This is a genomic window from Providencia sp. PROV268, assembly GCF_028477805.1.
Taxonomy (GTDB): domain Bacteria; phylum Pseudomonadota; class Gammaproteobacteria; order Enterobacterales; family Enterobacteriaceae; genus Providencia; species Providencia stuartii.
The window spans coordinates 125388-140873 of record NZ_JAMPLW010000006.1; the positions used below are offsets into that span (position 1 = coordinate 125388).

At 45.6% G+C, this 15486-nt stretch carries 17 protein-coding genes; 4 read left to right on the forward strand and 13 right to left on the reverse strand.

What is annotated here, in order from left to right:
- Window positions 1-37: 37 nt before the first annotated feature.
- From PR699_RS05760 to napF, 13 genes are all read right to left on the reverse strand, one after another.
- Window positions 38-1105, reverse strand: a complete 1068-nt coding sequence (locus tag PR699_RS05760; RefSeq protein ID WP_014656450.1) for a cytochrome c biogenesis protein CcmH — start codon at window positions 1103-1105, stop codon at window positions 38-40.
- On the reverse strand, window positions 1102-1659 hold the full coding sequence (gene dsbE / locus PR699_RS05765; protein WP_014656451.1) for a thiol:disulfide interchange protein DsbE: 558 nt from the start codon (window positions 1657-1659) through the stop codon (window positions 1102-1104). The genes PR699_RS05760 and dsbE overlap by 4 nt, the downstream gene beginning before the upstream one ends.
- Complete coding sequence (locus PR699_RS05770) at window positions 1656-3587, reverse strand: heme lyase CcmF/NrfE family subunit (protein ID WP_272572930.1); 1932 nt, start codon at window positions 3585-3587, stop codon at window positions 1656-1658. The genes dsbE and PR699_RS05770 overlap by 4 nt, the downstream gene beginning before the upstream one ends.
- Complete coding sequence (gene ccmE / locus PR699_RS05775; protein ID WP_014656454.1) at window positions 3584-4063, reverse strand: cytochrome c maturation protein CcmE; 480 nt, start codon at window positions 4061-4063, stop codon at window positions 3584-3586. Before ccmE ends, PR699_RS05770 begins: the two co-directional genes overlap by 4 nt.
- Window positions 4060-4272, reverse strand: a complete 213-nt coding sequence (gene ccmD, locus PR699_RS05780) for a heme exporter protein CcmD (protein WP_004922193.1) — start codon at window positions 4270-4272, stop codon at window positions 4060-4062. The genes ccmE and ccmD overlap by 4 nt, the downstream gene beginning before the upstream one ends.
- Entirely contained in the window at window positions 4272-5009 is a 738-nt protein-coding gene (locus PR699_RS05785; RefSeq protein WP_004922196.1) for a heme ABC transporter permease, read from the reverse strand. Before PR699_RS05785 ends, ccmD begins: the two co-directional genes overlap by 1 nt.
- Before the next feature lie 192 nt (window positions 5010-5201).
- A complete protein-coding gene (gene napC, locus PR699_RS05790; protein ID WP_004922200.1) occupies window positions 5202-5804 on the reverse strand; it encodes a cytochrome c-type protein NapC in 603 nt (200 codons plus the stop codon).
- 9 nt (window positions 5805-5813) lie between these two features.
- The gene (napB, locus tag PR699_RS05795) at window positions 5814-6263 is read right to left on the reverse strand and encodes a nitrate reductase cytochrome c-type subunit (RefSeq protein WP_004922202.1); all 450 of its coding nucleotides are present in this window, start codon (window positions 6261-6263) and stop codon (window positions 5814-5816) included.
- A complete protein-coding gene (napH, locus tag PR699_RS05800) occupies window positions 6260-7123 on the reverse strand; it encodes a quinol dehydrogenase ferredoxin subunit NapH (protein ID WP_004922205.1) in 864 nt (287 codons plus the stop codon). The genes napB and napH overlap by 4 nt, the downstream gene beginning before the upstream one ends.
- On the reverse strand, window positions 7110-7805 hold the full coding sequence (napG, locus tag PR699_RS05805) for a ferredoxin-type protein NapG (RefSeq protein WP_004922210.1): 696 nt from the start codon (window positions 7803-7805) through the stop codon (window positions 7110-7112). The genes napH and napG overlap by 14 nt, the downstream gene beginning before the upstream one ends.
- Window positions 7806-7811: 6 nt before the next feature.
- A complete protein-coding gene (napA, locus tag PR699_RS05810) occupies window positions 7812-10298 on the reverse strand; it encodes a nitrate reductase catalytic subunit NapA (protein WP_014656455.1) in 2487 nt (828 codons plus the stop codon).
- Window positions 10279-10557, reverse strand: coding sequence for a chaperone NapD (napD, locus tag PR699_RS05815; RefSeq protein ID WP_014656456.1), 279 nt, complete (start codon window positions 10555-10557; stop codon window positions 10279-10281). Before napD ends, napA begins: the two co-directional genes overlap by 20 nt.
- On the reverse strand, window positions 10547-11038 hold the full coding sequence (napF, locus tag PR699_RS05820) for a ferredoxin-type protein NapF (protein ID WP_004922221.1): 492 nt from the start codon (window positions 11036-11038) through the stop codon (window positions 10547-10549). The genes napD and napF overlap by 11 nt, the downstream gene beginning before the upstream one ends.
- A gap of 764 nt (window positions 11039-11802) precedes the next feature.
- On the opposite strand from napF, the gene nrfA reads away from it, so the two are divergent.
- The 4 genes from nrfA to nrfD are packed head-to-tail and all read left to right on the forward strand — an operon-like array spanning window position 11803 to window position 15472.
- On the forward strand, window positions 11803-13239 hold the full coding sequence (nrfA, locus tag PR699_RS05825) for an ammonia-forming nitrite reductase cytochrome c552 subunit (protein WP_041705038.1): 1437 nt from the start codon (window positions 11803-11805) through the stop codon (window positions 13237-13239).
- 45 nt (window positions 13240-13284) lie between these two features.
- Window positions 13285-13851: a cytochrome c nitrite reductase pentaheme subunit gene (nrfB, locus tag PR699_RS05830; protein WP_014656458.1), complete on the forward strand. Its 567-nt coding sequence runs from the start codon at window positions 13285-13287 to the stop codon at window positions 13849-13851.
- Window positions 13848-14519 carry a cytochrome c nitrite reductase Fe-S protein gene (nrfC, locus tag PR699_RS05835; protein WP_004922233.1) on the forward strand — a complete coding sequence of 224 codons (672 nt, stop codon included), beginning with the start codon at window positions 13848-13850 and terminating at the stop codon, window positions 14517-14519. Before nrfB ends, nrfC begins: the two co-directional genes overlap by 4 nt.
- A complete protein-coding gene (gene nrfD, locus PR699_RS05840; RefSeq protein ID WP_004922237.1) occupies window positions 14516-15472 on the forward strand; it encodes a cytochrome c nitrite reductase subunit NrfD in 957 nt (318 codons plus the stop codon). The genes nrfC and nrfD overlap by 4 nt, the downstream gene beginning before the upstream one ends.
- Window positions 15473-15486: the final 14 nt, after the last annotated feature.

Below are 15486 nucleotides of genomic sequence, written 5' to 3' on the forward strand. Positions count from 1 at the left end.
GCTCCCGTTTTAGTGCTTTGAATCAGTTAACAACCCACTATTGAACTGTTTTTTTCTCATGCACCATCATCAATGCTTGTTCAATACTGCGCTCAATGACTGTTCGTCGCTGATCATTTTCAGGTAATAATTGCAGCATCATCTGCCAAGCTGAGATGGCTTCTGCATAACGAGCCTGCTCAAATGCATTAAAAGCAAACATGCTTAATGCCTTAATATTGGTCCTATTTTCAGCAATCAGCTTACGCAATAACTCACCACCAATGCGATTATCTTCTGGATCAGACGAACGCGTTAACACTTCGGCATACCCTAGCGCCACGTTATCATCATTCGGCTTGAGTCGATAAGCCCGCTCATAAGCATCTGTCGCCATCGTGGCATTATTTAATACCATGCCAATCCGACCTAGCATCACCCATGCATCGGCATTTTGAGGCTCATCCTGCAAACGAGTACGTAAACCTAACGCAAGGCGCTCCATTTCTTCAAGATTAAGTGGTGGCTCTGAGGGATCTAACGCTCTGTCAAGCAACGCTGGCGCCTGTTGGTAAGCTAAATGCCAATCTGCAACTTTGCCATAACTGCCTACCTGATAATAAGCCGCGGCCCCAATTCCGAAAGCCATGATCACCCCCGGGACATACACCCACCCAGTTGAGCGCGTTGGCTTTATTGAAGCGGTATGTTGCTGATCATTTGGAACATCTTGTTTTATGCGAACACGTTTTTTAGTACGTGCGTAAATGATCCACCCACCGACAATCATGGCTGCAAAAGGTAATCCCCATAAGATGGCCGTTAATGGCGTCAATGGAGGATTGTACGTCACAAAATAGCCGTAACGTGCCACCATATAGTCAACGATTTCATCGCGGCTCTTGCCTTCTTTCATCAACTCATACACTTTTTGCCGTAAATCTAAAGCAATCATTGAGTTTGAGTCTGCAATGCTATTGTTTTGGCACTTCGGGCAACGTAACTCTTCTGTTAACTTACGAAATTGCTGCTCTTGCTGCTCATTATCAAAGGTAAAAACTTCAGTCGCCGCAAAAGCACTACTTGCACTAACCGCTAGCATCAGCAAACCAATAACATATTTCATTGGCTGGCCTCCTTGCTATAGCGTTCCCATAATGGTTTCACTTCCTTATTCCAGACACGCTCATCCATTTCGCCTGCATGCCGATAACGAATAATCCCATTGCCATCGATTAAGAAGGTTTCAGGAGCCCCATAAACGCCCAGATCAAGGCCTAACATGCCCTCACCATCAAAAAGACTTAAAGCATAAGGGTTACCAAGTTCGCGCAACCAAACAATCGCCTTATTGCGATCATCCTTATAGTTTAACCCCACCACGCGTACACCTTCGGCAGCAAGCTGATTGAGGTATTTATGTTCAGCGCGACAAGTAGGGCACCATGTCGCCCAAACATTTAAGAGGATAGGTTTCCCTTGAATCAATACATTTGACTCATAATGTTGACCGGGGTTTTCAAGTGACTCTAAACGGAACACAGGCACCGGTTTACCCACTAATGCAGATTCAAGTAAACGAGGGTCATCCCCTTCGGCATTACGCATCAATTGCCATAACAAAACGGCGGCAATAACAGCGAAAATAATAAAAGGGATCAAGAAAACTTTGCGGTTCATGCAGCCTCCTGCACGGGTTTACGGCGACGATAGCGCGGATCAAATAGGCAGCATAGCGCTCCAGCAGCCATTAAAATGCCTCCCGACCAAATCCAGCGCACAAAAGGTTTGTAGTAAAGGCGCATAGTCCATACCTCTTTACCGACCTCTTCTCCTAATGCAGCATACAAATCTCGGGTTATTCCCCCATCGATAGCCGCTTCGGTCATCACGGCACGGCTGGTGCTATAAAAACGTTTTTCAGGCTGTAATTTAGTGAGTAATTCACCATTTTTCTTAACGTCAATATTCCCTATCACCCCCTGATAATTCGGGCCATTCGCTTCATGTACCCCATTAAAGACAAAGGTATAATTACGAATAACCACACTTTCACCGGGCTTCATTTTGGCATCACGTTCAATGCTGTAATTTTGACTAAAGGCAATCCCCACAATGGTTACTGCTAAACCTAAATGTGCAAGTACCATTCCCCAATAACTTGGTGTGAGCTTGATTTTTTTACTAATACGTACACGCATTTCGGCGAACGCCAGTAATGCTATCCAGCAAGCCATCATTAAACCAAGCACGGTCAACGCTTCTAATCTATCTTGCATTAGCCATGGCAGTAGGCATGACAATATCAAGGTCACGAGCAAGGCCATTAAGAGTAATTTTCTAATCGCTGCGGGGCGGTCTCTCCCCCAACGCACTAGAGGCCCAATCCCCAGTAAGAGTGCGAATGGCACCATTAGCGCGATAAACATGGTATTAAAGAAGGGCTCACCAATCGAAATACTGCCTAAACCAATTTGTTTGTGAACTAAAGGCAGTAAGGTGCCTAATAACACGACCAGCATTGCAGCGGTTAGGATGACGTTATTCGCCAGTAGCATTGATTCCCGAGACCAAAGCGCATTATTAACACGAGAACGAACCTTGTGACCTCTTATGGCAAACAGCAGCAATGAGCCACCGATAACTAAGACCATAAAGGCGAGAATGAAGAGTCCTCTCGAGGGGTCAGATGCAAAGGCATGCACAGAAACCAGCACCCCTGAACGTACGAGGAAAGTACCGAGTAAACAAAGTGAAAACGCAAATATCGATAGCAATAAAGACCATGCCTTAAATGTCGCTCGCTGCTCTGTCACCGCCAGCGAGTGAATTAACGCGGTTCCTACTAACCAAGGCATAAACGACGCATTTTCAACGGGATCCCAGAACCACCAGCCGCCCCAGCCTAGCTCATAATAGGCCCAAGCCGAACCTAACATGATGCCGAGCGTTAAAAAAAACCACGCAGCCATCGTCCAAGGGCGAGCGAAACGGGTAAATGAACTATCCAGCCGGCCACTAAGCAACGCCGCGATAGCAAATGCGAAGGCGACTGAAAAGCCAACATACCCCATATACAGCAATGGTGGATGGAAAATCAGGCCGGGATCTTGCAAGAGCGGATTTAAGTCACGTCCTTCAATTGGGAAGGAGGGCAAGGTGCGCGAAAAGGGGTTAGAGGTGAAAATGATGAACAACAGAAACCCGACGCTCACCATCCCCATTACTGCTAAAACACGAGCAACAATATCCAGCGGCATGCGGTAGCTACATAATGCAACCGCAAACGTCCAGCCGCTCATCAATAGCACCCACAACAGCAGTGAACCTTCATGCGCACCCCATGTTGCCGCAACCCGATACCAAACAGGTAATTGCGTGTTGGAGTTATTTGCAACATAAGTAATTGAAAAATCATTTATGACAAAGGCGTTGACTAGCACTAAAAATGCGCCAGCCACACACAAAAACAGTAGCCAAGCAAGAGGCCTTGAAGCCCGCATTAAGCGCTCATCGTGACGAGATACGCCCCATAATGGATAGATAGAGAGTAATACTGCAATACCTAACGCTAGGCATAGCAGTATATTGCCAACCTCAGGGATCATAGTGCGTTATCCTTATAAGCCGCGGCAGGTCGACGGTGATTTTCCTGCATCGCTTGCTCAACTTCGGGTGGCGTATAATTTTCATCGTGTTTAGCGAGCACTTCTTTGGCAATGATATGATGGTTTTCAGCCAGCTCCCCTTGGACAACTACCCCTTGCCCTTCTCGAAACAGATCAGGCAAAATTCCCTCATAGCTCACATCAACTTCCGCTTCCGCGTCATACACCGTAAAGGTGACTTTCAGGGAGTCCGGATCACGCTGAACAGTACCTGGCATCACCATTCCCCCGACACGTAAGCGTTGGCCAACTTCAGGTATCTGCTGGGTTTCTCGCTTCCCATAAATGATCTCACCGGGGGTATAAAATAGGTCGATACTGGAGCGAAGTGCATATAAAAGCAGCGCGACCATTAACCCCACACCAATTAGAATGGAACAAACTAGCCATAATCTATTTTTACGACGAATATTCACTCAGCCTCCCGACGCGCTCGTGCTGCTTTCTGTCTTGCTTCTCTTGCTTGCTGTGCAGTGATGGAATTTATAATCATTTTGCGTTGTAAAACGGTGTGAATACACAACAGCAATAGCGGTGTTACCGTCAATAGAACTGCCAGCCAGACATAAAAGGCATAACCGCCCATTGCAAAAAAATCCGCCCAAGATGCAAATGCACGACTCATTATTTACGCCCCTTCTTATTCACGATATCCATAACCCATGGGCGGTTACGCTCCAGTAGTAATAATTGGTTGCGCAAACGCACCAGCGTCAGAGAAATAAATAAAAATAGATAGCCTAAGATAGCCAAACGCAAAGGTGTGCGCATTGCAGGGTTAATACTTTGCTGCATTCGCGTTGAAGGCTGATGTAATGTGTTCCACCATTCAACGGAATAATGGATGATAGGTAAATTAATCACACCAATTAAGACTAAGATCGCCGCAGCTTTTCCTGCTGTCCGGCGGTCATCAAATGCATGCCAAAGCGCGATAATGCCAACATACAGAAAAAAGAGAATAAGTTCTGAGGTTAAACGTGCATCCCATACCCACCATGCGCCCCACATGGGTTTGCCCCACGTTGCCCCCGTGACTAAGGCAATAAAGGTAAATACCGCACCAATAGGTGCCATAGCAGCAATCGTTAATTCAGCCACTTTCATTTGCCAAACAAGACCAACAAAAGCGACGAACGCCATAATGGCATAGATCCCCATTGACCACATTGCTGCTGGAACATGGAGGTACATAATGCGATAGCTATCACTTTGCTGATAATCGGCGGGCGCAAATCCGAATCCCCATCCCCAACCTAGTGCTAAAAAAATCACGCTCAGGGTAATAAACCAAGGGGTCAACCGCCCACATAGTTGGTAGAGATTGGCAGGAATAGCAAGTTGGTGAAGCTTTTTCCACATATTTAAAGGCTCCAGATCATATCTCAGGCAAACTTTGCGCTGCTGCAATATACAATACACGTAATAACAATGGGTTTATTGATATAGCACAAATATAAACTGAGGCTAGTCAAACCATTAACTGTTGACTAGCCTCTATGCTTCTCAGGCGTGATCCCATTTAATCAACCTTCCTGAGTGACGCTTTTCCATTTAAAAACCCGGCTCAACTTCGCGCATATCAGGTAGCTTATGAGCTATCCCTTTATGGCAATCAATACAGGTTTTTCCATCAACAATGGCCTGATCATGCATTTTGGCTGCCACGCTTTTTTGTGCCGTAAAATCCATGTATTCAAAATTGTGGCAATTACGGCACTCCTGAGAGTTATTATCTTTCATCCGTCGCCACTCATTTTGCGCCATGGCTAAACGGTGCTCTTCAAATTTTTGTGGTGTATCAATGATGCCGAATACTTTGCCATAAAGCTCTTTGCTGGCTTTAATCTTTCTGACCATTTTAGGTCCGAACTCATGAGGTACATGGCAATCAGGACAGGTTGCTCGAACACCACTACGGTTGGTGTAGTGGATCGTTTCCATATACTCTTCATACACGTTTTCACGCATCTCATGGCAGCTAATACAAAATTCTTCAGTATTAGCCATTTCCATTCCCGTATTAAAGCCGCCCCAAAAAATGACGCCACTAACAAAACCAATCAATAGTAAGGTTCCCAAAGCCAAACGGCTCGGGCGTCGCCACCATTGCCACACTCTACGGATCACACCAGGCTTAGCGTTATTGTTTCCCATGTCGGCCTCTTATTTCCCAAAACCTTTGGATGGGGTAAATGTGTTCTCCACAATCGGTGAAGTATCGGACTGCGGCACATGGCACTGTAGGCAGAAGTAGCGGTTTGGTGCTACGCCACCTAATACTTTCCCCGTAGCATCCACGAAGTGTGTCGGGCTAACGCGAGGCGCCCCTGTTGTTCGATAACTTTCAACACCATGGCATTGTAAGCAGCGATTTGTATTGGTGGTAATTTGATAACCATCAACGCTATGTGGGATCATTGGAGGTTGATTCACATAGTTTAAAGCCATTCTTTCCTGCTCTTTAGGAATATGAATGCCACCTTCTTGAGTACCAGAAACTTCTGGTGACTTAGACAGATCAACGCCATTTGTCGCCCAAGCAAGGCTCGAGGCAACGAGTCCTATTACCGCCATCCAACGGCTCATTGTCTTAATCAGGGCATGGGTTTTCATGATTTCGCTCCCGAACTCCATCGTAGTGTTATTTTAAAAACATCCTCAGAACACACATCGATACAACGACCGCATGTTATGCAGTCCTTATCCGAAATGAATGCTGGGGCCTGTTTATCTAAAACCGGGGTACGCAAAACTTGCGGCTCCGGACAAATGTGAAAGCAATCCATACAGCGAGTACAATTTTGCTTGTTTATCGCTGTGACCATCAGTGCCCCTTTACAACCGGCGATCCCATATAAGGCACCGAGAGGACAAAGGTGACCACACCAGCCATGCTCCACAACGAGTAAATCGAATAAAAATAAGGCGAGCAGCAATAAAGCACCGCTACCAAAACCGAAGATGAGGCTTCGGCCCATTAATGAAACGGGGTTGATCCATTCCCACAATAAAGTCCCTGTTACCGCAGAGCCGATTAAAATCACCACAAGCAACACATAACGGATATAACGAGGGATCGTTGCGGATTGATTAAAATCGAGCTTACGGCGTAACCATGCTGCCGCATCCGTAACAGGGTTTACAGGGCAAACCCAACTGCAAAAAATACGTTTTCCAAGTAATGCATAAACTAGCAATACTATTGCTGCACCAATTAATGTCGAAATAGCAGGTAAATAGCCACTAGCAAGACTTTCTAACGTGATCAAAGGGTCAGTGAGCGGGATTGAATCTAACAATAAACTGCTACTGTAATTACCATGTAAGATCCAGACCCCAAACCAAGGTCCACTCAAAAACATCGCGATTACCAATAGTTGACTGATACGACGCATCCATAACCATTTATGGCTCTGCCACCAGCCCTTTTTCGCCAGCGCTTCGCGTCCGGCATCACGTTTACGATTTGCCATTATTTCCCTCCAGCCAACCAAAACGGTAGTGATGCCCCAATTCACCTTTCGCAAGCGTTAACGGCAGGACTTTAATGGCCGCTTCTTCGAGGACACAAGCCTGCTCGCACTTACCACATCCCGTACAAGCTTGACTATGCACTGTTGGTAAAAAACGTGCATGCTTCCCCGTACGGTGGTTTTGCTCAAGCTCCAGCGTGATAGCCTCATCAATTAGCGGGCAAACGCGATAACACACATCACAGCGCAACCCTTGAAAATTGAGACAGTTTTCCTGATCAAGTAACACTGCCAACCCCATTCGTGCGTCATTGATAGACTCAATCTCTTTATCCAGTGCACCACTCGGGCACACTTTGGCGCACGGGATCTCTTCACACATTTCACAAGGGTTTTCTCGCGCAATAAAATAAGGCGTTCCCGCTGCCAGTCCTGATGCTAATGTTGCTAATTTCAACATGTCATAAGGGCAAGCTTGTACGCACTGCCCACAACGAACACACGCACTCGCAAATGCATTTTCATTAATGGCTCCCGGCGGGCGGAGACGAATTCCACTCGCGCGGGAAGTTTGTTGCTGTAAGCCCAGTACCACACCAACCGCCGCCAATCCGCCTGCCGCACGAACGGCATCGCGTAAGAAACGGCGACGACTATTTTGAGGTTTAGGTTTCTGGGACATATGCAATTACACCTTTTCCAATTTAACGGCACATTTTTTGTAATCCGTCTCTTTAGAGAGTGGGTCTGTTGCATCCAGCGTTAAGTTATTAACTAACTGAGATGCGTCAAAGAAAGCCATATACACCAATCCTTTTGGTGGTCGGTTACGCCCTCGTGTTTCCACAATAGTGGTCACTTCACCACGGCGTGAAATCACTTTTACCTTATCACCACGACGTAACCCTCTCTCTTTCGCATCTAGAGGATGGATAAAGACCTGTGATTCAGGAAAAGCTCGGTGCAGTTCTGGTACACGACGAGTCATACTGCCGGTATGCCAATGCTCCAACACACGCCCCGTTGATAGCCATAAGTCATATTCTTTATCAGGTACTTCCGCCGCGGGTTCGAACGGCAATGCAAAAATGACCGCTTTACCATCTGGCTTACCGTAGAATTGATAACCCGCACCGGCTTTGACATAGGGGTCATGGCCTTCGCTGTAACGCCATTGCGTCTCTTTGCCATCGACCACAGGCCAACGGATACCGCGTGCTTTGTGATAATCATCGAAAGGCGCAAGGTCATGACCATGACCGCGACCAAAACTGGCGTACTCTTCAAATAACCCTTTTTGTAGATAGAAGCCCAATTCGCGTGACTCATCATTGAGCTGATCTTCAGCTAGCTCAGTGATCGGGAACTTGGTAACCGCTTGGTTAGCAAACAGCACGTCATACAGGGTTTTACCGCGATACTCCGGTTTTTGAGCCAGTAACTCTTCAGGCCAAACCTCTTCCGTTTTAAAGCGACGGGCAAATTGCACCATTTGCCATAAGTCAGATTTTGCTTCTCCCGGCGCTTTCACTTGCTGACGCCAAAATTGTGTCCGGCGCTCCGCATTCCCGTAAGCCCCCTCTTTTTCTACCCACATGGCGGTTGGCAAAATCAAATCTGCGGCGATAGCACTCACGGTTGGATAAGGATCAGAAACAACAATAAAATTGCGTGGGTCACGCCAGCCCGGCATCCGCTCTTGATTAATATTGGGGCCTGCCTGCATGTTGTTGTTACACATGACCCAATAAAAGTTAAGCGTGCCGTCTTTTAAGGCACGGTCTTGCGCCACGGCATGTAAGCCAACTTTTTCTGGGATCGTGCCGGCGGGGAGTTGCCAAACTTGCTCCACTTTTTCGCGGTGTTTTTCATTCGTTACCACCATATCGGCAGGTAAGCGATGGGCAAACGTACCGACTTCACGAGCAGTACCACACGCAGACGGCTGCCCCGTCAATGAGAACGGACCACAACCCGGCTGAGAAATTTTACCTGTCAGTAAGTGCAAGTTATAACAGAGGTTATTCGCCCAAACACCACGAGTATGCTGATTGAAGCCCATTGTCCAATAAGAGACGACTTTTGTGTTTGGATCTGCATACAATTTTGCTAGTTCTTCTAGCTGATCTTTCGGCACCCCTGTCATTTCAGCGGTTTTATCTAATGTGTATTCAGCCACAAAGGCCTTATATTCTTCCCAAGCCATCGGCACAGAGGCATCTGAACCTGGGTTTTTAGCACTTTGTTCTAATGGATGAGTAGGACGCAATCCATAACCGATGTCCGTTGTTCCTCGACGTAAGTTAACGTGTTTATCGAAGAATTCCTGATTCACCGCATCATTTTGAATAATATAGTTAGCAATATAATTGAGGATCACTAAGTCAGACTGTGGGGTAAAGACAATACCGTTATCAGCTAACTCAAAGCTACGATGCTTAAATGTGGAGAGTACAGCAACACGCACATTAGGGTCAGATAAACGCCGGTTGGTAATACGTGACCATAGGATAGGATGCATTTCTGCCATGTTCGAACCCCAAAGCACAAATGCATCGGCTTGCTCGATGTCATCATAACAGCCCATAGGTTCATCCATACCAAAAGTACGCATGAAACCAACAACCGCTGAGGCCATACAATGGCGTGCGTTAGGGTCTAAGTTGTTAGAGCGGAAGCCACCTTTAAACAATTTTGATGCAGCATAACCTTCCCACACAGTCCATTGGCCTGAACCGAACATGCCAATCCCTTCAGGGCCGCGCTCTTTTAATGTGGTTTTTACTTTTTCTTCCATGACATCAAAGGCTTTTTCCCAAGTCACCGGGGTAAATTCACCATTTTTGTCATATTCACCGTCTTTCATTCGCAGCAATGGCTGAGTCAAGCGATCTTTACCGTACATGATTTTCGGTAAAAAATAGCCTTTAATACAGTTTAAGCCACGGTTAACTGGCGCTTCTGGGTCACCTTGGCTCGCCACAATGCGACCATTTTGCGTTCCCACAAGTACACCACAACCTGTACCACAGAAGCGGCAAGGTGCTTTATCCCATTTGATGGCCTCTTGTTGCCCGACGACCGCTTTAGCGATACTCGGAACGCCAATACCTGCCGCCGCAGCAGCGGCCGCAACAGCATTGGCTTTCATGAAGCTACGACGACTGAGTTTCATCATTTTCCTCACATTGCTCATCCTGCTGGTGGTAAACCAGCGAAACAGCCAGCACACCATTAACATTGCGTACTGAATCAATAGTCTCAATCAGGGTGCGACTGTGTTCTGACTCGACAACAACAATCAATTTGCCTGTTTCCGGTGAACTGATAGCCACCTCACAACCGGGTAATTGATTTAAAGCTGCCGTCACAGCGCAAGCCTGTTCACTTTTTACTTGTACAATCAAACTACATACTTGCCAGCTATTGCGCATTTTCATGCTCCAAAGTAATGGCTGATACGGGGCAACCGGCAACACAGGCACCACAACCTGTACAACCTTGCTTATCAATATTGGGCTGATAAATTCCACTCAGTGATGGGCGAAACGCGATCACTTGTGGCTCACAATTGTCTTCGCATCGCCGACATTCAATAGAGCGATATGCCAGACAGGTTTGAGCAATTGAGATGGAAATATCCCAAGGTTGGGAGAGTTGTGGAAGAAATATTGGCTCAGGGCAAGCGGCAGCACAGGCATAACAAAACGTGCACTCCCCTTGCAAAAAATCAACAACGGGATAGCCACCGGGGCCAGATATTAAAATTGAGGTTTCACAATGCGTCAGGCAATGGTTGCAACGAGTACAACTTTCAATGAAATGATCTTCACTACGACTCCATGGCGGTCGAATAACGGGTGCGGCGCGACGCCATGCACCAGTCAACACTCCCCGACGGGTGATATCAGCCATGTTGATTTCCTTAACATTGCCCAAACAAAATTAATGCAAAAAGTAAAAATTAACCGCAATTATTATATGTGTATTCACGCAGAATCTTATCGATAGAGAGTAAAAAAATACATACCACCTAATAGGTAACATTAATGCATGTGCTATTTAGAATGAAATAATTTATACAGAAAGTATTATTTGAAATAACGATGTAACTTATTGACTAGAACTTAAATAAATTATCTTCAAACAAAAAATATTAACATTTTTTAAATATGAGAAACCAAATTAATCCTAATGTTTCATGAAACCCTCATATATATAACATTATAAACTACCACTAAAGTAGTAGTTATAGTCATCAACGATGAATATCCACATTGAAAATATTAGAGGTGCTGCACACTTTGGTTATTAGTTAAATAATAGATAAGCAGATTACTTAGTCATATCCTACTGATAATAAAGCCTTTCAATATGAATTCAATAAATAAAAACCCTCACTCACATGAAAGTGACGCTTAAATGCTTTGCTCTCATTTATTTTAACTGACTCAATGTTTTCTTTCCTAATTTACATTCGCGATTCGATATTAATCACATTATTTTAATGACATTTCTTTTAGTAAATTTAGCTTTGATCAAAAACAATATTTTAAGTGTTGTTATTTGTTAGAGCTATTCCTTGAGCATGTCATGATGGCATCAAAACCTATGCCATCACCTATAAATAATAATATCACAGCCAATGGGATGGCTGGCTTATATCACTCGAGGCCCTTATGGCAAAGATAATCAACAGGACTTTGTACTTACTCAGTTTGGTGGCTGGGATATGGTTGTTAACCCCTGCTGTTCATGCACAAACTGCATCAAAGGAAGCATCATCAACAATAAATACTAAAAATGAATCCTTTGCTCAGGCTCACCCTGATCAATATCACTCGTGGCGTGCAACATCCGAACAATCACAACGTGAAGATGCGCTGGCAGAAGACCCCCGGTTGGTGATCCTCTGGGCTGGCTACCCTTTTTCACGTGATTACAACAAGCCTCGAGGCCATGCTTATGCTTTAATTGACGTACGAGAAACACTACGTACTGGTGCACCGAAAGATGCACAAGATGGCCCTCTCCCTATGGCTTGTTGGAGCTGTAAAAGCCCAGATGTCGCCAGACTTATCCAAGAGCAAGGGGAAGATGAATATTTCCACGGTAAATGGGCTAAAGGTGGGCCTGAAATTGTTAACGTACTAGGGTGTGCTGACTGCCACAAAACCGACTCTCCAGAATTCGCGCAAGGCCAGCCCGCTTTAACACTCACCCGTCCTTATGCCGCTCGAGCCATGGAAGCGATTGGTAAACCCTTCGATAAAGCCAGTCGTTTTGATCAGCAATCTATGGTGTGTGGGCAATGCCACGTTGAGTACTACTTTGCAGGGGAAAATAAATCCGTCAAATTCCCTTGGGATAACGGTACGAAAGTGGAGGATATGGAAGTCTATTATGACAATATCGCCTTCTCTGACTGGACAAACTCACTGTCGAAAGCCCCTATGTTAAAAGCACAGCACCCAGAGTATGAAACATGGAGTGCGGGGATCCACGGTAAAAACAACGTGACCTGTATAGACTGCCACATGCCTAAATTACAAAATGAAAAAGGCGAGCTCTACACCAGCCATAAGATAGGTAATCCATTCGATAATTTCGAACAAACCTGTCGTAACTGCCATACCCAAAGCAAGCAAGAGCTACAAGCTGTCGTTGCCGAGCGCAAACAAGCTATCCAAGAGATGAAAATCAAAGTGGAAGATCAACTTGTTCATGCCCATTTTGAAGCTAAAGCAGCTTGGGATGCAGGGGCAACCGAAAAAGAGATGGCGCCCATTTTAGCTGATATTCGCCATGCACAATGGCGCTGGGATTTAGCTATTGCATCTCATGGTATTCATATGCACGCACCAGAGGAAGGCTTGCGCATGCTCGGTGGCGCAATGAACAAAGCTGCTGATGCTCGCACCAAACTCGTTCGTCTATTAGGTGCTAAAGGCATTACACATGAAATTGCTATTCCAGACATTTCAACCAAAGAAAAAGCGCAACAAGCAATTGGTCTGGATATGCAAAAAATCAACGCTGAAAAACAAGAGTTTTTGAAAACTGTCGTGCCCGAATGGGATGCGCAAGCTCGTAAAAACAACCTGTTAAGCCAATAACCGTGATCCGCCTCATACAGAGGCGGTATAACCAATGGAGTTAATATGAGCGTACTACGTTCGTTATTCACTGCTGGGGGGCTGGCATTAAGCTTGTTATGGAGCATTGCAGCCTCTACTGCGACACCTCCCGCGACAGAGACGGGTGAACGTTGGGTTGTTACTCAGCAACGTAACCCAGATGCAGCCTGTTTGGATTGTCATAAACCCGACAAAGAAGGTATGCATGGCACTCACGCATCGGTCATTAACCCTAATAATAACCTTCCCGTTACCTGTACCAACTGCCATGGTAACCCAGGCCCTCATCACCGTGAGGGGGCTAAAGATGTGATGCGGTTTAACCACCCTATGTATAGCGTGGAGCAACAAAATAGTGTCTGTATGTCATGTCACTTACCCGAACAGCTACAAAAAGCGTTTTGGCCACACGATGTTCATGTGACTAAAGTTGCCTGTGCCAGTTGCCATGATCTGCATCCAAAACAAGATACGATGAAAACACTTAATGACAAAGGTCGCGTAAAAATTTGTGTTGATTGTCACTCAGACCAACGTAATAACCCTGACTTCAATCCAGCGGCGGTAAAATTGCTTAAGGAGCAGCCATGAGTTGTTCGCGTCGTCAGTTTATTATTTATGCAGGAGCCTTGGCGGCGTCAGGAGGTGCGACACTCCATAGCCTCGCAAATACGATGAAAGTGGATGGCGTACGTTACGGCATGATCCACGATGAAACCTTATGCATAGGTTGTACTGCTTGTATGGATGCCTGTCGAGAAGTCAACCAAGTCCCTGAAGGGGTTTCTCGGCTAACCATTATTCGCAGCGAGCCAATTGGTCACTTCCCAGATATCAAATATCGCTTTTTCCGGCATTCATGTCAGCACTGTGAGCATGCACCTTGTGTCGATGTTTGCCCAACGGGCGCATCATTTATTGATAAAACGACAGGGATTGTCGATGTTAACCCAGACCTATGTGTTGGTTGCCAATATTGTATTGCGGCTTGCCCTTACAGAGTAAGATTCATTCACCCAGTCAATAAAACTGCCGACAAATGTGATTTTTGCCGAAAAACAAACTTGAAAAAAGGTAAACAACCGGCTTGTGTCGAAGCCTGTCCAACCAAGGCATTGGTCTTTGGCAATCTGGATGATCCTAACAGTGATATTTCTCTTATGTTGCGTCAAAAAACCACGTATCGCTATAAAATAGCCCTCGGTACTCGCCCCAAAATGTACCGAGTTCCGTTCAAATATGGGGAGGTTAGCCAATGACAACTGCTTCTGCTTTCCATTTTGAATCTTTAGTTTGGGATTGGCCCATTGCCGTTTACCTCTTTCTAATTGGTATTTCAGCAGGGTTAGTGGTGCTTGCCGTGCTATTGCGTCAATATTATCCGTCTGAAGCAACCAGTAAGAGCACACTAATGAGAGCCACTCTATTTCTGGCACCGACGACCGTTATTTTGGGATTACTCATTTTAATTTTCCATTTAACACGCCCATGGACCTTTTGGAAATTGATGTTCCACTACAGTCCGACCTCCGTCATGTCGATGGGGGTTATGCTCTTCCAAGTCTACATGGTGGTACTCGTTGTCTGGTTAGCTAAAGTTTTCGAAACTGAACTGGTCGCAATACAGCAAAAATGGCTACCGCGTTTTGGCTTTATTCGCTCATTATTAAATTTATTCACACCTGCTATACGTGCCATTGAAATCACCATGCTCGTACTGGCGGTATTATTAGGGGCTTATACCGGTTTTTTACTTTCCGCGTTAAAATCCTATCCATTCTTAAATAACCCTATCTTACCTGCTCTCTTTCTCTTTTCAGGGATCTCATCGGGGCTTGCCGTCGCGCTCATTGCTTTAGCATTGCGCTATCGCCAAAATGTCCATAACCCAGAAGCGCATTTTCTACATCGCGTTGAAGGCTTTGTCGTTTGGCTGGAAATCTTCTTATTAGCGGCTTTCTTTGTCGGTTTAGCATTAGGGGATGATGGCAAAATGCGCGCGCTTATCGCAGCACTTGGTGGAGGCTTTTGGACTTGGTGGTTTTGGATTGGTGTGGTTGGCATTGGTTTTATGATCCCACTGGCCTTGAAAAAATGGGTCAATAATAGCCAAAGTGCCGCCCGAGTGGTTTTTGTCAGTAGTGCGAGTTTGGTTGGGGTCTTTTTATTACGTTTCTTTGTCCTTTATGCAGGGCAATTAACGGTCGCTTAATTAACACAAACAAG